The 23,729-nt window shown below is 46.4% G+C and carries 17 protein-coding genes; 1 reads left to right on the top strand and 16 read right to left on the bottom strand.

Going from position 1 to position 23,729, the window contains the following annotated elements; genetic code table 11:
- Positions 1–58: 58 nt before the first annotated feature.
- Complete coding sequence (locus tag V8Z93_RS01015; protein ID WP_439432112.1) at positions 59–928, top strand: LicD family protein; 870 nt, start codon at positions 59–61, stop codon at positions 926–928.
- Between the two features lie 179 nt (positions 929–1,107).
- On the opposite strand, the gene V8Z93_RS01020 is transcribed toward V8Z93_RS01015, so the two are convergent.
- From V8Z93_RS01020 to V8Z93_RS01095, 16 genes are all read right to left on the bottom strand, one after another.
- Positions 1,108–2,193: an NAD-dependent epimerase/dehydratase family protein gene (locus V8Z93_RS01020; protein ID WP_203041163.1), complete on the bottom strand. Its 1,086-nt coding sequence runs from the start codon at positions 2,191–2,193 to the stop codon at positions 1,108–1,110.
- A gap of 71 nt (positions 2,194–2,264) precedes the next feature.
- Complete coding sequence (locus V8Z93_RS01025; protein WP_203041164.1) at positions 2,265–2,981, bottom strand: IspD/TarI family cytidylyltransferase; 717 nt, start codon at positions 2,979–2,981, stop codon at positions 2,265–2,267.
- Positions 2,982–3,002: 21 nt separating this feature from the next.
- On the bottom strand, positions 3,003–3,551 hold the full coding sequence (locus V8Z93_RS01030) for a serine acetyltransferase (protein ID WP_299329994.1): 549 nt from the start codon (positions 3,549–3,551) through the stop codon (positions 3,003–3,005).
- A gap of 425 nt (positions 3,552–3,976) precedes the next feature.
- The gene (locus tag V8Z93_RS01035; protein ID WP_203041166.1) at positions 3,977–4,753 is read right to left on the bottom strand and encodes a glycosyltransferase family 2 protein; all 777 of its coding nucleotides are present in this window, start codon (positions 4,751–4,753) and stop codon (positions 3,977–3,979) included.
- Positions 4,750–6,018, bottom strand: coding sequence for a glycosyltransferase family 4 protein (locus tag V8Z93_RS01040; RefSeq protein ID WP_203041167.1), 1,269 nt, complete (start codon positions 6,016–6,018; stop codon positions 4,750–4,752). The genes V8Z93_RS01035 and V8Z93_RS01040 overlap by 4 nt, the downstream gene beginning before the upstream one ends.
- A 594-nt stretch (positions 6,019–6,612) precedes the next feature.
- Positions 6,613–7,092 carry a 2-C-methyl-D-erythritol 2,4-cyclodiphosphate synthase gene (ispF, locus tag V8Z93_RS01045; protein ID WP_203041168.1) on the bottom strand — a complete coding sequence of 160 codons (480 nt, stop codon included), beginning with the start codon at positions 7,090–7,092 and terminating at the stop codon, positions 6,613–6,615.
- A 56-nt stretch (positions 7,093–7,148) separates the two neighbouring features.
- Positions 7,149–8,336, bottom strand: a complete 1,188-nt coding sequence (porV, locus tag V8Z93_RS01050) for a type IX secretion system outer membrane channel protein PorV (protein ID WP_439432803.1) — start codon at positions 8,334–8,336, stop codon at positions 7,149–7,151.
- Between the two features lie 68 nt (positions 8,337–8,404).
- Positions 8,405–11,971: a type IX secretion system sortase PorU gene (gene porU, locus V8Z93_RS01055; RefSeq protein WP_439432113.1), complete on the bottom strand. Its 3,567-nt coding sequence runs from the start codon at positions 11,969–11,971 to the stop codon at positions 8,405–8,407.
- Positions 11,972–12,023: 52 nt separating this feature from the next.
- On the bottom strand, positions 12,024–12,641 hold the full coding sequence (locus V8Z93_RS01060) for a fumarylacetoacetate hydrolase family protein (RefSeq protein WP_439432114.1): 618 nt from the start codon (positions 12,639–12,641) through the stop codon (positions 12,024–12,026).
- Positions 12,642–12,763: 122 nt separating this feature from the next.
- The gene (gene tsf, locus V8Z93_RS01065) at positions 12,764–13,759 is read right to left on the bottom strand and encodes a translation elongation factor Ts (protein ID WP_203051216.1); all 996 of its coding nucleotides are present in this window, start codon (positions 13,757–13,759) and stop codon (positions 12,764–12,766) included.
- Positions 13,760–13,868: 109 nt separating this feature from the next.
- The gene (rpsB, locus tag V8Z93_RS01070; RefSeq protein ID WP_203041173.1) at positions 13,869–14,639 is read right to left on the bottom strand and encodes a 30S ribosomal protein S2; all 771 of its coding nucleotides are present in this window, start codon (positions 14,637–14,639) and stop codon (positions 13,869–13,871) included.
- 157 nt (positions 14,640–14,796) lie between these two features.
- Positions 14,797–15,183 carry a 30S ribosomal protein S9 gene (rpsI, locus tag V8Z93_RS01075; protein WP_006848006.1) on the bottom strand — a complete coding sequence of 129 codons (387 nt, stop codon included), beginning with the start codon at positions 15,181–15,183 and terminating at the stop codon, positions 14,797–14,799.
- A gap of 11 nt (positions 15,184–15,194) precedes the next feature.
- Positions 15,195–15,656: a 50S ribosomal protein L13 gene (gene rplM, locus V8Z93_RS01080; protein ID WP_089544422.1), complete on the bottom strand. Its 462-nt coding sequence runs from the start codon at positions 15,654–15,656 to the stop codon at positions 15,195–15,197.
- A gap of 352 nt (positions 15,657–16,008) precedes the next feature.
- A complete protein-coding gene (locus tag V8Z93_RS01085) occupies positions 16,009–17,322 on the bottom strand; it encodes a hypothetical protein (RefSeq protein WP_439432115.1) in 1,314 nt (437 codons plus the stop codon).
- A gap of 35 nt (positions 17,323–17,357) precedes the next feature.
- Positions 17,358–20,180, bottom strand: coding sequence for a M6 family metalloprotease domain-containing protein (locus tag V8Z93_RS01090; protein ID WP_439432116.1), 2,823 nt, complete (start codon positions 20,178–20,180; stop codon positions 17,358–17,360).
- A 2-nt stretch (positions 20,181–20,182) separates the two neighbouring features.
- Entirely contained in the window at positions 20,183–23,722 is a 3,540-nt protein-coding gene (locus V8Z93_RS01095; protein ID WP_439432117.1) for a T9SS type A sorting domain-containing protein, read from the bottom strand.
- Between the last annotated feature and the right edge of the window lie 7 nt (positions 23,723–23,729).

The raw sequence follows: 23,729 nt of genomic DNA on the forward strand, positions 1-23,729 counted from the left end.
AAATAGTTTGAAGTTCAAAACTTTTTGCTTACTTTTGCAGTCGTAAAACAGAAAAAGTATGGATATTAAGAACATCAAGAAGGAATGGAACGCCACAATACTCGATATATTGAAGGCATTCATCGACATCTGCAACAAGTATCACCTCAGATATTACTGTTGTGCCGGCACCGCCATTGGAGCCGCCCGTCACCACGGAATGATTCCCTGGGACGATGACATCGACGTACTGATGCCACGCCCCGACTACGACCGTCTGCTCAAAATCGCCAAACACGAAGACTTTGGCAAATACGAGGTAGTGACTCCCTACAACAACGAATCGTACCCTCTGTATTTCTCCAAACTCGTGAATCGCGAAACCACTCTTATTGAGGAGAAGGAGCGTCCCTGCATCATCGGTCTTTACGTAGATATCTTTCCTCTTGATGCCACCGACGATGACCTGGAAACGGCGAAGGCTCTGTATCGCAAATACTCAAAGACCATCAACCGTCTGAACGCCGTAACCACCCACAACACCTTCATCGATTACATTTCCCTGCTCCTGCACAAGGAAACCTGGGGCCGGTTTGCCATCAAGACACTCGCCTTCTTCTGCCGCAGCAAGATGCGCCATCATCTTATCCAGCAGATGGACGAGATGAGTCATCGATATGACTTCGACAAGGCGAAGAACGTACTGGTGAATACGGGTTCCTACCATTACAAGGAGATTTTCCCGAAGGAATGGCTTGGCAAGGGAAAGGAATTTCCATTCGAGGATACCACCGTTTTGCTGCCAGAGCAGGCAGATACCTATCTGCGCCACTTCTTTGGCGACTATATGAAGTTCCCACCAGTAGAACAAAGAGTGGAAAAGCACCTGCGCTACTATCTTAACATGGAAAAGAGAGAAACGTGGGACGAGATTAAAAGAAAGCTATAACACAAGAGAGGGTGTGTCATAAGCTTCTTAGGATATAGATAAGGCACGGATTACACGGATTACACGGATTTATAGTGCTAATATAAGAAAGCGATTATCATCTCTCTTAAAAATCCGTGTAATTCGTGTAATCCGTGCCTAAAAACTGTAAAGGACTGACTTTATGATACACCCTCATTTTATTCAGATGTGCTCTTTCCCACATCCTGCAAAGTATGTCCAAAACCTTCTTCCACATCAAAGAGCGGTCTCCAGCCCAAAGCCTTGAGCTTATCCGTATTAAAGGTTGCCTTGGTGATAGGCGTGGTATTGCCCTGCTGCGCATCCTCCTCAGGAATATCAAACACCACCTTCCTATTCGCTTTCCTGGCTATCAGTTCTGCCAGTTGGCGAATGGAGATATTTGATTCAGAATGTGCCACATTATAGGCATTGCCCCTTTCACCATCCAGCAAGAGGCGCAAGATGGCATGGGCGGCATCTACCACATAGAGCCAGGAGCGGAAAGCCTCTCCCTTACTCTTCAAGACGATATCTTCCCCCCTGAGAACATTGCGGATAAACTGGGCATACACCCGATTATCACTCTCGGTAAAGCCGGGACCATAAGTATGACTCAATCTGGCTATCACCACATCGGCATCATACTCTGCTCCGTATGCCATACAAAGCGTCTCGGCAGCTCGCTTCGACGATGGATAGCAGGCACGCACAGAGGCACAATCCACATATCCGCTGCTTTTCTCGGTAAACTCAGAACCATCGCCTTCGCCATAGATCTCGCCGGAAGAAACGTAAACCATGCGCTTCATGCGATGTCTCAATCCATATTCTATGAGATGGGACACACCATTGATATTGGCTTTCATCACCTCTACAGGTTCCCGACTGAAGAAATTAGGACTCGCATTGCTTGCCGCATCTATAATGTAATCCGCTCCCTCAGCCAACTCATCATACACAGATTCCACCATCATTCCATTCATGCTCTTGATGACAGGCTGGGTGACATCTATCTTTGCAAAAAAGAAAGACTCATCTTCCCAATAAGCCGCAAACTTCTGCTGGGCACGTTCCTTATTGCGACCAGCAGCTATCACTTTGTAGCACCGAGCAGGATTCTGCATCAATACATCCACCACGCAACCTCCTACCAATCCCGTGGCACCCACCACAAGAATGGTCTTGTCACGCAAACGCTCCAAGTCTAATCCATCCTGGAAAAGACGAGCTATATCTTTCTGATAAGGTGAAAAATCTAACATAAATCTAACAGTTGCCTAACATTTCCAACTTTAACCCATATTCTCATATAAAAGTGAACCATACTCCAACGTTATTTGAGCCAAGACTCCGGCTGAACCTTCATCAAAGCTTTCAGAATTTCCAGATCCTCCACAGTAGTAATCTTGATGTTCTTTTCTGAGCCAGGAACGATATGCATCTGTCTACCTCCCAGTTCCGCCATCAAGGTACAGGATGCCACCGAATTGGTGATGCCTTTCTCCTTGGCTTCCTCATGGGCTGCGATGAGGTTTCCCAACCGGAAAGTCTGAGGTGTCTGGGTACGGATTAACTTATCACGAGGAATACTTGTATTAGTCGTGAAACCATCCTCACTCTCCAAGATAGCCTCTCTACATTTGATACCCGTAATGGCATAACCATACTTTTGGCAGATGGCGATATTGGATGAGATGATGTCTTGCGACAAGAGTGGGCGCACGGCATCATGCACCAAAACCAGGTCATCGTCAACACAGCCCATTTCCTTCAAACCGTAGATACCATTATGGATAGATTCCTGACCATTACTGCCACCCGGGAATATCCATTTCAGTTTAGTGATGCAAAACTGATTGGCATAGGATTGCAACACGGTTTCCCAACCAGCCAGACAAACCACAGCAATCCCTTGAATATCGGGATGCTTCTGGAAAGCCATCATCGTATGAATGATGATAGGACAATTATCAACGTGCATAAACTGCTTAGGGATGTCTTGTCCCATACGATTGCCAGAACCTCCGGCTATGATAAGTGCATAGTTCATATCTGATATCTTTAAAATTAGTTATTTCTGAATGATTCTTGCAGGATTCCCCACTACAGTTGCTCCATCAGGCACATCCTGGAAGACTACGGTTCCTGCCCCTATCGTTACATGATTACCAATGTGGACAGCGCCAAAGACAGTTGCACCAGTATAGATTTTCACATCATTTCCGATGGTTGGTCTTCCCCCCTTACCATTTCCCAACGTCACCATTTGCAGACAATAGAAATCATCGCCAATGGAGTCGGCGTTGAGATAGGTGGCATAACTATGTTCGAAATGTGCTCCTTTTCCTATATGCGGACACCAGATAGTCATGGTTCGTTCTGGCGGCAACAGCCAACTGATGAACACCGAGCGATACTCTCCCAGTCGATAATAGAAGAGGTTACGGAAACTTCTTTCACGAGTGCAAGCCTTGATGAAGTTCAGTAACGTTGGCTTTTGGTCCTGCACCTTGACTAAATCAAGGTCTATCTCCTTCTTGTGAAGCAGATACATGGCTATATGTGGGAGCATTCTCACCGCAGAAGCCGACAATATGATAGTTTGTGCTATTGGATTCATGTTGCAAAGATACAATAAAATATAGAAACCATCATGCTTTTCACAGAAATTATTACTTAAGTAATCCTAAAACACATAAAAAAGCGCCAGTCTCCCGACTGACGCTTCCTTAATTTACCAAATATCGCTTACCAGATGTTACTCTCACCTGAAAAGCCTATTCCTATTAAATTTAAAAACTAAAGTTATTTACAATTGTCTAAAACATGAATATGAAAGTTATTTTTTATTTGAGTAATACTGTTTTATACGAATCAATTATTCCTGCCATCAAGTACAAACCCAATGCAAGAGTTATCTTTTCAAGTGCAAAGATAGGGGAAAAAATCGCAATATAGGGGTAAAATCTATTTTTTTAGGGGGTAATAATTGTTCACCACCCATATTTAAACAGCCAAAATGCCCCCCATCGTAATTTTATCCACCTATTTTTTGAATATACCACGCACCACAAACCAGGCATGAACCAGCAAGGTGGTGATAATTCCATAATTACTCCTCATCACCTCGAAGCGTTCCTTGAGCGAAGCCTTATGGTTCTGTACCGACATACCCCCATCCAGATAGTTGGTGATGACGGCATTGACATTGCGTAAAGGCAGATGGCGACGTTCTGCCTCTCTCATGATGCGGATACACCAATCCACATCAGCCGAAAGGCGATAGTGTAAATCGTAATGCACCTCTCGGGCAATATCGGTACGGGCATAGAACGACTGATGGCACACCAGCATTCCCCACTTAAACGAACGCCAGGTCAACTTCTTGGGAGGAGTGAGACGACGATGGCGCAGGAAGCGCCCCTCGTCATTTACAATATCAGTATCACCATAAAGCACACCAGGCAAGATTTCCCCTTCTCCTACGCAGCCTTCCACATACTCCAAGGTGTCTTCCGAAGGAAATACGTCTCCCGCATTCAGAAACACGAGATAGTCGCCTGTGGCTCTATCAATGCCCTTGTTCATGGCATCATAGAGACCTTTGTCGGGTTCTGAACAGACTACTATCTCATGGGCATTCTCCCCTACTTGCGCCTTATGCTGATATGCCTTGACCATAGCCAGGGTCTTATCCTTAGACACGCCATCGATAATCAGATGCTCCACATTGCAATAAGTCTGCTTATTGACGCTATCCAATGTACGCTGCAACACACTTTCGGCATTAAACGTACAGGTTACTACGGTGAATTTAATCATAGATGATAGTTTTTGTAGGCCAATGCCTGATTATACACCTCTATATATCTAAGCGCCACCGAATGCTGCGAGTAGCATTGGGTCACCTTATGCAGGCAAGCCTGCTGCAAGTTCTTCATATCGGCATCTTCCAATACCCAATGAATACCATCTGCCAAATCATCAGAATCACGATAGTTGGCCACATAACCGGTCTTCTGATGGTCTATCATCTCAGGGATACCACCCACCTTAAAGCCCACACTAGGCACACCGCATGCCATAGACTCCATGATGGTGTTTGGCAAATTATCCTCCAGAGAAGGCAGAACGAAGACATCCACGGAATTATAGATATTCACAATTTGCTTCACATCGCTCACATAGCCCAGGGAATAAGAAGGCAAAGACAATTCTATCTCCTCGGAATGGCCTCCCAAGATGGCAATAGCCGTATGCTTCACCATATCCGGATATTTCTTCACCAGCCTGTCTATCGCCTCCACGAAATACTTCATTCCCTTTCGCTCATCCGTTACACGCTGGGAAACAAAGAGAATGATGCGCTTGTCGGCAGGCAATCCGGCACGCAAGCGTGCTTCTGCCTTGTCTTGCGGACAGAACACATGTGTGTCTATCGGATTAGGAATATTAGTAATGCGCTGACCTACGAAGAGGGCACTCTTCTTGGCCTGTTGCTCCAGCCATCTGCTGCAACTTACGAAATGAATGTTGCCACCATGATACAGTTCCTTCTTGCGCCCGAAAATCTTGGCAGAAACGTCGTTCTTGCTTCCCTTATGAGGCAAGAGCGGGCAATTTCCACAGGAAGAGGCATAGCGATTGCAGCCACGGGCATAATGACAGATGCCCGTAGCAGCCCAAAGGTCGTGCATCGTCCACACCACCGGTTTACCACTCTTCAATATCTTCCGGATGCTTTTCAATGAGAGCATGCCCTGGTTGATCCAGGAAAGATGGATGACATCCGCTTCCTGAAACTCACGAAGCTTGGTAATATCCGATCCTGCCGTTGCCATATCTACTTCCCAGAGATGATGCTTCGAGAAATGAAGATGCCAGAATACGCACCAACGCTCCCACAGGAAGTTCCAGCGCAACTTGGAGGAACGGGGCAAACTGACAACGGTTATGTCATCAGTCTCCTTATCACGCACCAGCATCTTAGCCTTAACACCATTGTTGTTAAGGGCATCCATCAGGCGATTGGCAGCTACAGCCGCACCGCCTGTCTTCTCACTTGTATTTACTATAAGTACTCTCATCTTCTTATAATAGCTTTTATTTATAGCTTTCAGTTGCAAAGATAACGAAAAAAAATGTGCTAACAAAAGAAATGAAGGCTTTTCTTTAAAGATTCGCTCCAAAAAGTGGGATGACAGTCAATAAGACTAGTTAATAAGACTAGTAATAAAACCTTTTATCAACAATAGAAAAAGTTATGAACCTCAAGAGAAAGTTATGTTCAAAGCCTTTGAACATACGTTCAAAAGCTTTGAATACACATTCAAAGGTTATGAACAAAGATTGAGATAAGCCTCAAGCAAAAAGAAACATGCCACAACTCTCAACGAGCTGTGGCATGCACTTATGTTTAACTTAAAAAAATCTAATCAAAATAGTCTCACGACCTTCTCAATTATCTGTTAAACAATCTACCTTAAAACCTAATAACTAAAAACCTAAATCTATTACTACTAACCTAAACAATCTATTAACCTTTTGACGGTGCAAAGATACGATGATTTTTTCTATTTACCAAATGTTTCATCAAAAAAATGCTTCCTTTTTGAATATTTTTTGATTTGCATCAAAGGAATTGCTATAAATCAATAGTTCTTAACACCTTTTGAGTGTAATTATGCCCTTTGTATCAACACGGTGGCATAAGCTGAGATTCCTTCCATTCTTCCCGTAAAGCCGAGCTTTTCGGTGGTTGTTGCCTTAATGGAAATCTGATCCTCATCCACTCCCATCACTTCTGCCAAACAAGCCTTCATGGCTGGCACATGAGGATTGAGTTTTGGGCGTTCGGCGCAGACTGTGGCATCGATATTGCCCAAGGAATATCCCTTGGTAGCAATCAGGTCCATAGTCTTCTTGAGCAATATCTTGGAATCCACATTCAGCGTCTCTGCTGCCGTATCAGGGAAGTGATAACCGATGTCGCGCATATTGGCTGCACCCAACAGTGCATCACAAATGGCATGTATCAGCACATCAGCATCGCTATGTCCCAGCAATCCCAACTCATAATCTATCTTGATTCCTCCGAGCCACAAATCGCGGTTCTCCACCAGTTTGTGGACATCATATCCAAATCCTACACGTATATCCATATTATATTTCTCCCAACATCTATAAATTATCAACTATAAACTATTAACTTAAAGAACTATCTCTTAAAGAGATCCTTCAGACCATCCATATCGAATGAAAGGGTGAAGCGCAAGGTCTGGTCCAATGGGTTACTCTTGGCTGTAGCCACCACATAGGCAGCATCCAGCGAGAAGACGTTCATCTTGAAACCGGCACCCACGGTGAAATACTTGCGGTTACCCTTGCTCTGGCTCTCATGGTGATAACCGGCACGGAGCGCGAACTTATCGTTATAGATATATTCTGCACCTACACCATAGTTGATTTCCTCCAACTCCTCCTTGAAGCCGCCTGGAGCATCGCCGAAACTCTTGAAGATACCGCTGATACCCGAAATATCATCATATTCACGATGCACACGGTCTTCATACTCCGAGTTATCCTCTCCCTCTTCCTGAGCAGGAACGGTAGGAACCAGGTACTTATTGGCATCAGCAGAAATCGTGAAACGGTTGTACTCGTCAATAGGAATCATCAGGGATGCACCCAGACGCATGTTGGTAGGCAGGAACTCACCATACTCCTTACCGCTGAAGGTAATCTTACTACCGATGTTAGAGATATTCAAACCCACGCCCAACTGGCACTCACGCTGTCCGATGTTGATATAGTTCTGATAGTAGGCAGCAATATCGGCAGCAAAGGCAGAAGCAGGGGAGTTTTCCTCTGTATAGTCGAAACGCAAGTCGGAATAAATCCAGCGGATAGCTGCAGCCAGAGAGAACTTCTCGCTCAGCATCATAGAGTAAGCCACATCCAGCGACATCTCGTATGGATTGATGGTCATGGCATTGGCATTCTCGTTAGGATCTTGCGTAAACACTTCACCCATGTTGAAATAGCGGAGAGAAGCTGACACGGCACTATAGTCTCCGATGCGATAGTAACCCGACAGATAAGCCAGGTTCATGTCGTTGACCAAGGAACGCAGCCATGGGGTAAAGTTCAAAGCCACTCCTGCCCTGGAGATATTAAACGGATATTTAGCCGGGTTCCAATACTGTGAATTCACATCCGGATCGGTAGCCGCACCCACATCTCCCAAACCGCCACCACGGGCATCTGGGGCAATGGTCTGCGAAATCACAGCATAGTTCACCGGATTGAAAAGAGACTCTTTTGTATCGTCATCATTCGCACTTACATTCAATGCGAACACTGAGAGCAAGCCTATTGCGAATATTCTGATTGTTCTTCTATTCATCATTTCTTATATTATTTATTGTTTCTTTATTCTTTCTTATATTCAAGCACTTACCTCATCCAAAAAGCTTATCTTACGACTATCAGTTTTTTGGCCTTCGAAGTATAACTGCTTCCTTCTGAAGCCACCTTTACCCGATACAGATAAACACCCGTACCCAATGGTCGCCCGCCATCTACCGACAGGTTCCATGTCACAGTATAGGTATCAGATGTAGGGATTCCACTCTCAGCATGACGCCAGAGCTGTCTGCCCGATGTATCAAAGAGTTCGATAACCACATCCATATTGCTCTCCCTTCTATCATGCGATACGATGAAGGTGGTAGAGGTCTTTGCCGGATTCTCTGTTACACCAATATCGAAGAGCGATGGTCTCAAGCCTGACACCACATTGAAGTTGAGCGTTGTGGTAGAACTGTTGTTCTGGATATCCCAAGCTCTGAAGGTAAGCTGGTGCTTGCCTGGTGCCAACTCAGGAATACTATAATAGGTAGAACCACTGGTATAGGTGCCGAAGTCGTAGGTGAAATAATCATTGAGATTGTAAGTCTTGGTCATATCACCATCAATCACCAACTGCAAATCGTGACCGATACCACTTCCTGCAGCATTGATGCCATCCCTATCCGAAAGCTTAGCCACAAAGAATGGAGTGGTATTCACATCGCCTCCATCCACAAATGATGGCGAGTTAAGATAGCAGTAGATAGATGGACCGATGGAATCGTTTCTTGATTCTACGCTACCACCCACCGTAAACTTTTCACTGGTTCCATGAGCTCTCATCGTCTTATCATTGCTGATGGAATAAAGGTTCAGCAATCCCGTAGCATCCGAATAGTTGATATCCTTTGGAACGGCAAAGCTGAAAGAGAACTTTCCGTTTGATACGCTGTCGGAGCCCTGATAGAGCGTTTTCTGGCGATCATAGAACTGGAAGGCTTTATCTGCTTCTTTCGTGTTATTCAGTTTACAGGTAATGAGTTCCTTGGAATCTCTCACCGTAGCAGTAACCACGCCCTGATAGTCTGTCTTTCCTTCTATATGACCGGCAATCCTGGCTATAGAACCAGCTTTCAATTTCGGCATCGTATCAGTACGCTCGCAAGCAATGCCATTGATGGAATCGAGCACCACCTTCATGGTAGGGAAATTCAGCGATAAGGCAGGGTCACCCAGCAGGGAATATTGCAGATGGTTTTGCGTGCGATCACTCTCACCTTCTTTCGCAGCTCCGGTCATCACATCATTCTGTGCCAACCGGTGGGCTTCGCCGATGGTGATAGGCTTACCATTCACAGTACTTAACACGCGACGCATAAAAGCACGATTGATATACTTGTTCTCCTGGGCAAACACCGTACGTGTGGTACCATAGAAGGCCACGGCTCCTCCATTTGCATTCAGCAAGGCGGACTCGCCAACCGTAGAAACCACACCATCGAATGGCATGATGTCGCAGGAAGCCGTTACCCACAAAGGCAAGTTAGCATTACGGAAATTTTCAAAATCCGTAATCTTGAGCACACTTTCATGCGATATCTGCGTCTGGCTTCCATGTCCGGCATAATCCATAATCAAAGCACCCGCATTTTGCTGCTGCTTGATGATTCTAGTCACCTCTGGGTAGGTATTACCCGTAGAAGAGGTCTCTAGGGTATAAGCATCCCACATCACCTTCTTTATCAGATAGTCAGGATAAAGCGTAGCCACATCATCAGCCACTTCATTCGCATCCTTCATGTGGAGATTGTCGTTACCGTCGTCACCCATGAACATCAGGGTGTTCTGCCAGGCACCGGCATTTTCGTTCTTCATATAGTTGATGGTCTTATCAACCATAATCTTGGCTTCTTCGGCTGTAGTCACAGGGAATCTTCCCACGGCAATATCCTGCAACTCCGTTTTAGGATCTCCGCCTTTTCCTTCGCCGATGATACCCAGCCAACTATCGCTTACATAACAGTATACCTCACTGAAAGAGTCTTCACTCTCATGGCAGAGCAGATAGTCGTCAGGATTCAGTTTGCGGCAATCGGATGTAAGCATTCTATTATCCCACACGCAATCTCCGAAAAGCAAGAGATATTTCGGCATATCTTCTGCCTTGGTTGCCTTGTCGGTCAACATACGCAGATAGCGGCGATAGGCATTGGCATCAGGGGTTCCACTGGAGAATTCATTATACAATTCATCAGCAGGAACAATGTTCACACGGAGACTATCGTGGCTTTCGTGGAATTCCTTCAGTCTCTGAGCCTGCTTCAGCAGTTTCTGGGATGTAGGAATGATGATGACCATATCTGCCAGCGGATCGGCATGATGATCCTGATTGGTAATGCCATAAACATACTGGGCAGCAGGAACCTCCTTGCCAAAACCGGCAAATGGAATTTCAGCGTCCCAGCGCATGGATACATAATCCAGACGCACAGGACCTCCCGTAAGCGGCTTGATGGAAATCGTATCTTTCTCCTTCAAGTCGGAAAGGAAATAAGAAGTACTGTTCACTACTCCCTTGGAATAAGTTCCTCCCGAACTATTGAGAGGAAGTTTCAAGGTCAATGTCCCCAAGGCGGTTCCATTCTTGAGAATTGAAACCGTACTGTTGATACCTGAACTGACAGCCACAGTCACCTTTCCGCAAGAATTGCCTGTTTTATTAACAATCACCACATTCTGGCTTTCTCCCACTTTCACCGCAGTTGGGTTGAAGAGATTTCTTCCTCCCGGGAACCAGCTGTAGCTATCCACCTCATAAAGCGAGTGATAATGCTCACTCTGCGGATAGTTGGCCTGCACAAAGGCTGCCGAATCTATCAAGGTAGGAGCTTCATCTGTCTGGGTAATGAAATAATAGCCGTAATCAGAATATGGATTTCTTACACGCAGGTCGTTTTTCCAGCTCACAGGTCCACGTGCATAGAAATAATGCTTTCCATCCACCACACACTGTTCTACTTCCTTCAAATCATCAGTTTCCTTGATGTCTTCTGCATAAAGTGCCTCATTTTGCAGATTACCGCCATAGCCATAGATTTTCACCTTATTGATATCGGTAAAACCGGCTCTACGCACCACATCCGTAGTCAGCTGATGCACACCTGTTTCACTCACTCTAATCTTAGCCCATTTCCCGCTTGCCAACACCGAGTGTGCTGCATAGATGGAATTAGCATCATTATCTGCACGACTCAGCAAGCGAGCCTTGATTTGGGCACGCTTCAAGGGGCGGGCTTTCACGTCCAGCATGAAGCTCGCCAAAACCTGATAACGATTGTTGCGGAATACCAAAGGAGAGAAAGTAACAACCAGCAAGCCCTCCTTACGGCATTCAGTAACTTGCTGGCTGATAGCCACCTGTTCAGGAAGCGCTGCTCCCGAGAGGCGGTTATAGTTTACAATATCGGTAGCCGGCATATCCACATACTCCGGATATTTCACCTCTACCGTATAAATAGAGTCTTGATAAGCTCCTTGCAGGGGGAAGGAATACACAAATTGAGGCAACACCGAATCTACCTTCACTTCTTGCGAGGTGAGGTTAAAGAATTTCTGTGCCGAAGCAGGCATTGCCATCGCCATGAGGCACAACCAAAGTCCGAAGACCTTCCAAATCTTATTTCTGTTCATATATTCCTAAGCAAGGATTTTAGATCCATCCCATAAAGGGACTTCAATTCGATTATTTACAATGAAAGTCGAGCACCTTTCTATCTTCCAGATAGCCCTCCAGGTGGTCGTCAATCTTCACTGGACCACAGCCCGTAGGACAACCCGTATAGAGCAGGTCACCCGTCTTCAGCGTGAAGAACTGACTGATGTACGAGATAATCTCATCCACCTTGTAGAGCATATCGCTCGAACAGCCTTCCTGTACGTTCTCACCATTGATGTTGAGATGGAAATGGATAGCCTGAATGTCGCGGAACTTCTGGATGTCTACCCATTCTCCGATGGCGGCAGACCCGTCAAAGCCCTTGGCAAGTTCCCATGGCTGTCCAGCTTCTCTCAGTTTCTTCTGCATCTCGCGTGCCGTAAAGTCGATGCCCACGGTCACTGCGTCATAGTAGCGGTGGGCAAAGCGTTGTGGAATGGTCTTGCCCAACTTGCAGATGCGCACCACCAGTTCGGTTTCATACTCTATTCTTCCCAGATGGTCTGGAATGAAGAAAGGCTTGCCGTTGTTGAGCAACGCCGAATCGGCCTTGGTAAAAATAACAGGACGCTCTGGTTTAGATAACGTTCCATGCAGCGATTTATTGTGTTCGGTATAGTTCATACCGATAGCAAATATCTTCATAACCCCAAAAATATATATAAAAAAGAAAGGGGAGTTAGAAGCAAAGCAATGCTTTAACTCCATAACTCCCGGATATTCTAATTTAACTATAAGTCAAATTAATGCTTGCTTTTGAGTAATGATTACTCAGCAGCAAGAGTAAAGCGCTGGTAAGCAACGATCTTGAGATCCTTGCTCTGAGAAGCGAGATACTGAGCAACAGTCTGCTTGTCGCCATCACCGAACTGGAACTCCTGGTCAACGAGGCAGTTCTCCTTGAAGAACTTAGCCAGACGACCATTAGCGATGTTCTGGATCATAGTTGGGTTCAAAGAAGCAGCCTTCTCCTCACCTACAGTCTTCTTGATGTTGCGAGCCTCCTCAGCCTGCTCAGGAGTCAACCAACCCTTCTTGGTGTTGCTCTCGATGTGATCCTCAGAGTCAACGTGAGCTGGGTTGATGCCAGCCTTCTTCAAAGCAGCGTTCACTGCCTTCTCTACGAGCTCTTCCTTAGTCTTGGCAACAGCAACCTCGAGCTCAGTCTTCTTAGTCTCCTCAGAAACAGAAGACTCGTCGAGAGCTACAGGGCGCATAGCAGCTACCTGCATAGCTACCTTGTGACCAGCCTCCTCGTTGTTCTCGTTGAGCTGAACCATAGTACACAAAGTGTGCTTGTTCATGTGGTCGTAAACCTCGATGTTATCACCCTCGAGAACGCAGTAGCCGTCGAGCTCCATCTTCTCACCGGTGATACCAGAGCGCTGTGTAACAGCAGCCTGAGCATCAGACTCGCCAACCTTCAAAGCCTTCACCTCGTCGAGGGTATGAGCCTTGGCAGCGATAGCAGCGTCGAGGATGTCAGATGTCAACTTGATAAAGTCAGCACCGTTAGCTACGAAGTCAGTCTCACACTTCAGAGCGATGATAGCAGCGAAATCGTTAACCTTCTTAACGAGAACGCAACCGTTAGAAGTCTCACGGTCAGAACGCTTAGCAGCGATAGCGAGACCACGCTCACGGAGCAACTCCTTTGCCTTATCGAAATCACCTTCAGCCTCTGTGAGTGCCTTCTTAACGTCAGCAAGACCAGCACCTGTCATAGCGCGAAGTTTCTTGATATCTTCAATTGAAACAGCCATAATATTTTTCTAATATTAAAAAGTTAATAATAATCTTTGGTTTAAAAGTACTAAAGCCATCGAATCATAAAACAGAATCAATGGCTCCAGTATATTTTTGTTTGCCTAATTACTCAGCCTCGTCCTTGCGAGCAGCCTTCTTCTTAGGCTGATCCTTCTGCTCTGCAGCAGCCTTGTCGTCAGCCTTCTCAGCCTTACGCTCCTCAAGACCCTCAGCGATAGCACCGCAAACTGCAGCGAGGATAGCCTCTACTGAGTCCTTAGCGTCATCGTTAGCTGGGATAACGTAGTCGATATTCTTTGGATCTGAGTTAGTATCAACGATACCGAACACAGGGATACCAAGACGGTTAGCCTCCTTAACGGCGATGTGCTCCTTCATTACGTCAACAACGAAGAGTGCGCTTGGGAGACGAGTCAAGTCTGCGATAGAACCGAGGTTCTTCTCCAACTTAGCACGCTGGCGGCTGATCTGCAGCAACTCACGCTTTGAGAGGTTAGAGAATGTACCATCGTTCAACAACTTGTCGATGTTTGTCATTTTCTTAACTGCCTTACGGATTGTAGGGAAGTTGGTAAGCATACCACCAGCCCAACGCTCGTTTACGTATGGCATATTGATAGAAGCTGCCTTCTCGGCAACTGTATCCTTAGCTTGTTTTTTAGTAGCGACAAACAGGATCTTCTTACCTGTCTTGGCGATTTCCTTGAGGGCCTCAGCAGCCTCGTCAACCTTAGCAACAGTCTTGTTGAGGTCGATAATATGAATACCGTTACGCTCCATGAAGATGTAAGGAGCCATTGCTGGGTTCCACTTGCGACGGAGGTGTCCGAAGTGGCAACCTGCCTGAAGTAACTGGTCAAAATTTGTTCTTGACATTGTCTTTTCTTGTTTAAATGTTGTTTACTTTCTTTTTGAATTCTAATCTAGAATCAGTCGATGAGTAGTCCCCGATTAATGGAATCTCACCGATTTAGATACTAAACTTGTTAGTTCAGCTATATATAATCTGTATATATATAAAATATGTATAAGATTAACGCTTGCTGAACTGGAAGCGACGACGAGCCTTTGGCTGACCTGGCTTCTTACGCTCAACAGCACGTGAGTCACGTGTCATGAAGCCTGCGTCCTTCAAAGCCTTCTTATCGTTAGCGTCGATCTTAACGAGTGCGCGAGCGATAGCGAGGCGGAGAGCCTGGCTCTGACCTGTGAAACCACCACCATCGAGGTTTGCCTTAATATCATACTTACCCTCAGCCTCGAGCAACTGCAATGGCTGCTTTACTACATAGCGAAGGATTGCTGATGGGAAATATGTCTCAATATCTTTCTTGTTAATTGTGATCTTACCTGTACCCTCTGTGAGGTATACACGAGCTACAGCGCTCTTACGGCGACCAATTGCATTAATTACTTCCATTCTACCTTAAATTATTTATACTGGTTAATATCAATTGCCTTTGGCTGCTGAGCCTCATGCTTGTGCTCTGTGCCATCGTAAATGAAGAGGTTGTCCATCAAAGAGCGACCGAGAGGGCCCTTTGGCAACATACCCTTAACTGCGTGACGGAGGATCTTGTCCATACCATCAGGACGCTTGCGCAACTCAGCTGGAGTATTGAAGCGCTGACCACCAGGGTAACCAGTGTAACGTGTGTAAACCTTATCAGTCTCCTTCTTGCCAGAGAATACAGCCTTAGCTGCGTTGATAATGATTACGTTGTCACCACAATCTACGTGTGGAGTGAAAGTTGGCTTGTACTTACCACGAAGCAACTTAGCAACCTTTGAGCAAAGGCGACCAACTACCTGGTCTGTTGCGTCGATTACAACCCACTCTTTCTTAGCTGTCTCCTTATTAACAGAGATAGTCTTGAAACTTAATGTGTCCATTTTAAAATTTAAATTTACTACTAAAAAACGTTTTTAATCTTTTTCTTACTCACTTATGTTTCGGATAGGTGATTCTCTAACCGCAAATCCCGGCCACAGGACGTGCTATTAACACACCATACCCAGGGGACTCTAAGTGTATCCCCGAAATAATCGGACTGCAAAATTACACATTTTTATTTGATTATGTGAATGTTACGAGTCCTGCACCCCATCTTTTATGAATCTTTAACTCAATTTACGCTTTATTACTCATGATAAGCAATAAAAAAGCCCCCTCTGCACTTTTGCCGAGGGAGCTTATCTAAAGCTTATTCTAAACCCATTTTTCTGGGTTAACGAGAGATTTGAATTACTTCAAAACCACCTTCTTGCCATTGATGATGACAAGACCCTTGGCAGACTTGCTTACACGCTTGCCATCAAGAGAGTAAACATTGCCAGCCTTAACAGTCTTGTTAACTGTAATATCGCTGATGCCGGTAGCAACCTTCTCAGCCTCAATAGCCTCATCTACGATCTTCTGAGCCTCAACCAGGATAGCGTCAATTCTAGCCATCATCTCGTCGAAAGACTCCTGAGTCAATTCACCCTGATAAAGTACCATGTACATCTGGGTCAATTCCACATTGAGGTCATCCAACTGAGTAAAGTACTTACTTCCCACTGTTGGGCACTGAGCATCAAGAGTTGAAAGCAACTTATCCATCTCTTGAGAAGCAGGATAATACTTTGCATTAAACTGCGCCATCCATTCATCCTTCTGAGCCTCAGCATACACACCTAAAGCACTATCCTTGAAATAGCCGAAATTCTCAACATATCCGGCAATCTGCTTCTCTGTATAAGGAGCTGCGCCCTCGGCTGGAGCCTGAGTAAACTCAGCAGCAAATTTCTTCCAATACTCAGCACTTTCCTGAATCATAGAAAGATCGTACTCAGGGAAATTCTTCTTTACCTTAGCTATTTCTGCACCCAATGAATCAAGTGTTGCTGTGATGGAATCCACCAAAGTTCCTGCCAGCTTCGCAGAAGCCAAGAGGGAATCAGCCTTTGCACTGATGGCATCAAACTGAGCACACATCTCCTTAGCCTTTTCTGCAGACTCGATAGGACCACCCATCATGACAGGCATGTAAACCTGCATCATGTCGGCATCCAGGTCATCGAAAGAAGGCGCATAATAATTCTGCACGTTCTCAGGAACCTTTCCCAAACATTCAGACTTATGCATAGAAGCATTCTGATAATGAGTATTCACCTGGAAAGAATAAACCTCCTGCTCTGCATTCTTCACTGCATCCTTGAGACCTTCTGCCATCTCTACTACTTGAGCCTGATAGCTTTCAACCTCTGCAGCAGTAAGAGTCCCTGCAGCAAACTTATCCTTCACTTCAGCAGCCATATCAGAAAGACTGCTCTTATTAAATTCCAACGAGCCCTTTGTATCCTCTGCATCCGCATACTTCTCGTTGATTTCCTTCAACATGGCATCGATGTTCTGCTGCAAGTCACTGATAGACTTCTGCAGTGCATCATACAGCTCTTGTGTTGCAAGAGTCTGGCCCTCTTCTGCAGCTGCGGCAAATGGCTGGGCAGCTGATACTGAAACTGCTGGCGCTGCGCTCAACATGAGCATAGCGGCAAAAAGTAGTTGTTTCTTCATTTTACTCTCTTTTAAAAAGTTAATACTAATATTTATTATTTCACGATTTTATATACCTTGTTTCCCTGCTTCACGATATAAATGCCGTGACGCATCTCCTTGGCAGATACCAGGCGACCATTGATATCGTAACATCTCATCTGACTCTTATCAGTGTAGTCAGTAGTGATGAAGCCAATGCCCGTAGAACTTGCAGGTACCACGATGAGTTCCTTTGAATCGTAAGAAAGCTCACCTTCCTTCTTGGCGTTTACAACCAGAGCATAGGTGGATCCTGATTCCAGACCGGAGAATGCAAACTCTGTCTTACCATTGGTAGAAACCTTCTGATAAGCTGCCACAGGCTCGTGCTTCAGGGCATTGCATCCCAAAAGGACATCGTCGATATAGAAGGCACCGGAAGTACGCTGGATGACTTTCAGTCTCACAGAATCAGCCAACTCCGGCAATTCATAGCTGTAAGTATTGCCCGAAGCCATGTCAGCACCACCCTGCAAGGCGGCAATCTGCTTCCATTCTCCATCCTGATAAGCCTCTACTGCCAAGGTTGCCTTGGTTGAAGAAGAAGACTTGGCGAAGAACTTCACAGAAGAGATACGTTCCTTGGCAGATGCCATCTTCAGATAAGAATCCATCTTGTTCAGACGGAGACAAGGCACTTCCTCGCCATACGAAGTCATGCTCAGGTTTCCATTGGTTTCCCAAAGTGATGGCATGTCCTCCAGTTCGTTGCCGAAGTCATAGCCCTTCTGGGTTGCCTCTGAAGCATAAACCAATTGATGCAAGGTCACCACGTAATCGTCTACGGTATCCATTCCTGTCCATGAAGCCGTGAAGCCCGTTTCATCCACAGCTGTTGTCTTCACGTCCGTCACATAATACTTGCTGAAAGGTATTGCGGTGGTTGTGAACTGCTGGGTGTAGACGTCAGAAGAATAAGATCCGCGATCAGCCTTCAAGGTCATCTCGTAGGTGGTTTCAGGCTTCAAGCCCTCGATAGGGAGCGAAGACTGCGCCTCGGTATATACCTTATTATCATAGAGCGGCAGAACTTCTTTCTTGCCATCCACCACAGAGTAGACATTCAATACATATCTCTTGGCAACAGGCACATCAGCCCATCCTACCACAACGCTGCTATCCTTCACCTCGGCAACCTTCACTTCCGGCGTATTCAGCTTCAGGTCCAGTCCGCCGAGCATAAGATTGATGATGCCATCTTTCTCCTCGATATCATCCAGCGACATCACCTTGCCGCCCGACCAGGAAGTCAAATTGCATTGGGTTACCTTCGAAGTTCCAGGGTACGGATCTCCCGTACGGGTATTGTCGGTGCGCTTGTTATCAGCTTCAACAATATCAATGCGCTGATGAGAGCCCGTGATGTTCACCTCGTTTTTTTCCCAAGTCTTGGCATCGAAGTCGATATGCCAGAGCAGCATGCCATGGCCAGGGATAAACTCATCCCATCCCTTCTGCTGGCGGTTCTCCATGATGAAGTATTCCTCATCGTTGGTTCCACCCACAGGCACCACGTATGCCTTGTTGCTGTCGTTCAGATCTGTCAGAACGTTGAGGGTATCCACTCCGCTGTTCAATACGGTCAGGTCGAGCCATCCCAGGCAGGCACGCTCGTAGGCAGAGAATGCCGCAGGCGTATTGCCGTTGTTGTTGTAGGAAGCCCTATCCATGGTATCGAAGGAACCAGGGGTAAAGGTTGCCATGCCATAATATATATCATAATGGTCGGCAAGACCGAGCACATGGCCGAATTCATGTACGAAGGTACCGATGCCTGCAGGCTGAGGTGTGATGATGGTACCATTGATTTCGTTGCTGCAGGTATAGTTTCCCACCTCGATGCCATCCAACTTCAGCGACTTCTGGGTAACCCCAGCTTCCTTGGCGATATCAGCATAATAGGCAGAATGTGGCCAGATGGCATTGCCATCACCCGAATCAGCCTCACCCTTTCCGGCATAGAAGAAATAGATATTGTCGATGAAGCCATCCTGGTTGTGATCATACTGAGAAAAATCCACCAATGGGTCGGCAAGAGTACAAGCCTCTCTCACGAACTCCTCCAGGGCTACCGGATTATCCGTAGAAGAACCCTTGTTGGCTCCATAATAAGAATACTTCTTTGGCAATGTTACAGGGCCGATGACATCAAACTGAGGTTGGAATTTGCCATTGGAGCTGTTCACATAGAAATCTCTCGCACTTCCGTTGGCACCATTGCTATAAGTAAAACCCGGTTCATTGAGCATACTGTTGAAGAACTGATGCGCATCGCTACCTACGGTAGAAAACTTCGTATCAGCAAACTGCACCAAGATGACCAATGAATGAACTTCGCCTGTGGTAGGGAAATTATTTAATTTTTCTTCCTGCGGATTGCTGCTGGAACGGGAGACCAGCGATGAAACCGCTGAGAGCGGGGACGCAGAATTGATGCCGTTTTTTAGAGAAGCATTTCTGCGAGCCGAGAAGACTTGCTGCAGCTGCTGCAGACGGGCACGTTTGAAAGATTCCAAGATGGCAGACTTGTCCTGGCTTTCGATGAACTTCTTGACCTGAGCACTTCTGTCAGAAGCCTCTGTAGCCTTGATGCCGCTAGCCTGCACCTCACCATTCTTCCAGTCGGCATACTCGTAGTTTCGCAGCTGGGCATTGAACACGAGCGGAACACCGTCGGAAGTCATCACATAATGGCCATGCTCATCACCATGCATCTGGATGGTGATCCAAGAGCCATCAGCCTGCTTCACCTTCAAAGGTTTCGGATAAGCAGGAATAGCAAAGGTGGCCTGCACAAAGCAGACCACCAATAAACTGAATATGATTAATTTTTTCATACTTACTTGATAACAAACTTGGCTGTAGCCTTATGACCAGCCTTATCAGTTGCCTTCACGATGTAGAGACCAGAGGTCAAACCTGCTGTGCTGAATGCAGCACCAGAAGTCTTGCCTACGAGCTTGCCGTTTACGCTGTAAACATAGATAGCGTCAGCACCCTCGGCAGAAATCTGAGCGTCAGCTGCCTTGATAACCAAGGCTGCAGCATCCTCTACGTTCTCGATGCCGCTTACATAGTTCTTGAGAACTGTTACATTGATTGTAGCAGAGAACTCACCGAAGCTAACGGTAACCTCACCGATACCCGTCTTCGTACCCTTGATAACCAGGTCGATGCTGTTGCCATGAGCCTCACCAAGAGTAGCAGTAGCATTACCACTAGGAGAAACTTCCAGGTCAGACTCCAGGTCTGGGTTCTCCATACCATATACAGAAACCTGAACTACAACAGCGCCCTTATCGTCAGTACCTACAGTTACATCATCTGCGCTAACAGCGAGAGCCTTTGCGATATTGTTGAAGTAAAGAGTAGGAACCTTGCTTCCATCCTCCTTCCAAGGCTCAGCGAGAGTGCTTCCGTAAGCATACTCCAAACCTGCGAAGAAGTCCTTGTTCATTTCCTTGGCTGCCTTGAAGGCACCCTCAACGCTGGCAGCATCAGTGTTGCCCACATTGTTGGCAGTATAGTTGTTAGAAAAGCGAGTCTCTGTCTTAGGAGTCTCACCCGCAGCATAGTCCTCATCAGCGATAGTTCTACCGGCAATCTGATGAGTAGTAGCAGGGTTGCTTACCTCTTCACCATTCTCGAAAGCCTTGATAGAGCCGTCGAAGACGCAGTTCTTTACATAACCGGCACCACCATTCCAGGCGCTCTCCATCACACCAACGATACCACCTGCAGCATATCCGTTCCAGGCAGACTTGCTGGTTGCTACGATATCAGCATGGCTGATTACATTAGAGATACCATTGAAGAAATTATCACCGATGAAACCACCTACAGTATTCTCTGCAGTCAACTTACCGCGAACCTCGCAGTTGGAGAACGCACACTTATCCTGAATAGAACCTGCAATACCAACGATACCACCCAGATTGCTCTTGGCTGTGGCATTTACATTTGCATAGCATGCATTTACGCCAGAACTTGTACGAGTCTGACCAACGATACCACCCACATTCTCAGAGTTAGGCAAAGAAATCTTGCCCTGGAAAGAACTGTTGGCAATATTGGTATAGAGATTAGCGCAACCTACGAGACCACCCGCAGCTGAAACCATCGCATCCTCGCCAGCAATCTTGGCACCATAAACAGAGATATTATCCACATTGGCACCCTCAGCCTTGCTATCAGTAGAATAGCTGGTCTCACCAGCCAACACACCTATATACTGGTTGGTATTAGTTACATCAACAGTAGGGTTCACAAAATTCAGGTTCTTGGCAACACCATTGATATCGAGTGAGCCAAACAAACCTACATGACCATCTGTAGTCTTGATACCGAGGTTATATACAGTATGACCATCACCATCCAAAGAACCAGTGAAGCTCTTGATAGGAGCCCACCACTGTGCAGCCTTCGCCATATCGATGTCAGCCACCAGCTTGTAGCTCTTGGTTGGCTCCAGAGCCATCTGCTGGAAGTCACCCGTAGTAGAAATCAGGTATGGATCCTCTACAGTACCCTTACCGCCCTCTTCAAACTTGGTGAAAGGAAGGTCGTAGAAGCTCATGTCATACTTGTTGTTCTCAGTATCGCTGAACACAACGAACATCTGATACTTGCCCAATTCGTTCATCACAGGGAAACCTGCCTGTGAGATAGAATGAGTATCATCACCACGCCATGACTTCAGGACGGTTCCGTCAACCTTGGCAACCTCCAAGACGTTGTCGAGCTTGGTACCATCATCGCGGCGCTTCTTGGCAAGGTATACATATTCCATATCATCATCTGTGTTGAAGAGATATGGGTTGAGTGATGTGCTGTTGAGCAATGGGGTGAAGAGCTCAGCCTTCGTACCCAGGTTAAGTCTGTCCACATGATCGATGGTGCAGTCTGGGTTCACCCAAGCGATAGGAGCCAGAACCTCGCCAGCCTCAGTCCCCTCAGCATTTGCCAAAGCAATGACATACTGATAGCCCTGCGCATTGGCAGAAGTTGGGTAACGGTCGAAGTTAGATGAGATGTTGTTACCGTCGATGTTCTGTGGCAACACACCTGCCTTCTCGCAAGAAGGAACATCTACCAGCTGAATCTGCTGGCCAGCACTCTCACCTGTACCCAGGGTCTGCAGGAACCACATCTGGTCAGACTTGCCATGGATGGTGTTCAGCAAAGCCCACTGGTTGCTTGTCACCTTGTCGCAGATATCCTTCAACTTGCCATGCTCTGAATCGTAAACGGCGAAAGAAGCCAGATCGGCATCCAGAGAAGGAGTATAGTCGAGAAGCTCTACCACGTAGTTCAATTTGCCGTTGTTGCTGAAGTAGCCCTCAGACAAGTCGTTGTTGCCGAAGAGACCGAAGGCAGCAGAACGGTAAGGAACACCCTCAGGAGCATTGATGGAAACACGGAGGCTATCCACCTGCTTGTAGTTCTTGTTCAAAGTTCTCAACACCAGGAAGTTGTCTGGATTCTGTACGATATCCTGATTACCATCACCAGCATCGGTATCGGTATATGGCTTCTCATACTGTGCCAGAACATAGTAAGGAGTGCCATCCACGTTCATACAGTTGAAGCAGGAACCCTGCAGATAGCTGATTCGGTTATCGATGTTGAAGCTGAAGGTATGCTCCACGTACCACTTGTCCTGTCCCGAGGCAGGAGGAGCGATGACATCGATGTTATACAGGCTGTCAGACTCGTGAGTCATGATCAGGCGCTGGTAGCTATTCCAGCCCTTAGATGCATCGAATACCAGACCGGTACCCTCCATCTCGAACTTGATTTCACCGGTATTGACATCGTAGGCACGAGTCAGATACTTGTTTTCGCCGTTGAAGGCATCGTGGAACTCCACCAGGATTTCGTTAGACTTCCCGTCCTTATCGAAAAGTTTCTTGGTAACAGGACCGTATGGAGTGATGTTTTGTACATGCTTCCATCCTTCAGGAACCTTGACGCTGAAAGAGCCCACTTGCTTGTGGTTGTTATCGAACAGCGTGATTTCTGAAGACTCATGGAAGTGAGCAGTATAATACTCGCTAAATACTGAGTCTCTAGAAACGATGCTCTGGGTGAAATACCAGTTGCCGCCGTCAGAACCGGTAATCCATCCGTAAGCCTCGCCCGATGCCGAATTGGTAGGAGTATCGCCTACGCGTGTAGGAGCATTGCTGATATTGGCAAAGCCAGCCTGGCGCATCTGGTAAGCACTGTTGCTGCGATCCACCATACCTGGCACAGAAACCAGGCGATGGATATCAGCATTCTTAAACTTCTTGGCAAACGATGCCTTGCTGGAGGCCATCGCCGCTGTGCCGCTTGCTCCCAGGAGCAAAGAGAGGCAAAGTGTAGATAATAATCTCATGATTACT

This window comes from Segatella copri (assembly GCF_051861805.1).
GTDB lineage: Bacteria > Bacteroidota > Bacteroidia > Bacteroidales > Bacteroidaceae > Prevotella > Prevotella copri_M.

What these genes read in the sequence shown, in the direction of transcription:
- V8Z93_RS01030 (WP_299329994.1), bottom strand. Translation starts at nt 3,551, where the DNA reads ATGAATCCAATAGCACAAACTATCATATTGTCGGCTTCTGCGGTGAGA.
- V8Z93_RS01095 (WP_439432117.1), bottom strand. Translation starts at nt 23,722, where the DNA reads ATGAGATTATTATCTACACTTTGCCTCTCTTTGCTCCTGGGAGCAAGC.
- V8Z93_RS01025 (WP_203041164.1), bottom strand. Translation starts at nt 2,981, where the DNA reads ATGAACTATGCACTTATCATAGCCGGAGGTTCTGGCAATCGTATGGGA.
- rpsB (WP_203041173.1), bottom strand. Translation starts at nt 14,639, where the DNA reads ATGTCAAGAACAAATTTTGACCAGTTACTTCAGGCAGGTTGCCACTTC.
- V8Z93_RS01040 (WP_203041167.1), bottom strand. Translation starts at nt 6,018, where the DNA reads ATGAGAGTACTTATAGTAAATACAAGTGAGAAGACAGGCGGTGCGGCT.
- V8Z93_RS01035 (WP_203041166.1), bottom strand. Translation starts at nt 4,753, where the DNA reads ATGATTAAATTCACCGTAGTAACCTGTACGTTTAATGCCGAAAGTGTG.
- porV (WP_439432803.1), bottom strand. Translation starts at nt 8,336, where the DNA reads ATGAATAGAAGAACAATCAGAATATTCGCAATAGGCTTGCTCTCAGTG.
- tsf (WP_203051216.1), bottom strand. Translation starts at nt 13,759, where the DNA reads ATGGCTGTTTCAATTGAAGATATCAAGAAACTTCGCGCTATGACAGGT.
- V8Z93_RS01085 (WP_439432115.1), bottom strand. Translation starts at nt 17,322, where the DNA reads ATGAAGAAACAACTACTTTTTGCCGCTATGCTCATGTTGAGCGCAGCG.
- V8Z93_RS01020 (WP_203041163.1), bottom strand. Translation starts at nt 2,193, where the DNA reads ATGTTAGATTTTTCACCTTATCAGAAAGATATAGCTCGTCTTTTCCAG.
- V8Z93_RS01090 (WP_439432116.1), bottom strand. Translation starts at nt 20,180, where the DNA reads ATGAAAAAATTAATCATATTCAGTTTATTGGTGGTCTGCTTTGTGCAG.
- rpsI (WP_006848006.1), bottom strand. Translation starts at nt 15,183, where the DNA reads ATGGAAGTAATTAATGCAATTGGTCGCCGTAAGAGCGCTGTAGCTCGT.
- V8Z93_RS01060 (WP_439432114.1), bottom strand. Translation starts at nt 12,641, where the DNA reads ATGAAGATATTTGCTATCGGTATGAACTATACCGAACACAATAAATCG.
- porU (WP_439432113.1), bottom strand. Translation starts at nt 11,971, where the DNA reads ATGAACAGAAATAAGATTTGGAAGGTCTTCGGACTTTGGTTGTGCCTC.
- rplM (WP_089544422.1), bottom strand. Translation starts at nt 15,656, where the DNA reads ATGGACACATTAAGTTTCAAGACTATCTCTGTTAATAAGGAGACAGCT.
- V8Z93_RS01015 (WP_439432112.1), top strand. Translation starts at nt 59, where the DNA reads ATGGATATTAAGAACATCAAGAAGGAATGGAACGCCACAATACTCGAT.
- ispF (WP_203041168.1), bottom strand. Translation starts at nt 7,092, where the DNA reads ATGGATATACGTGTAGGATTTGGATATGATGTCCACAAACTGGTGGAG.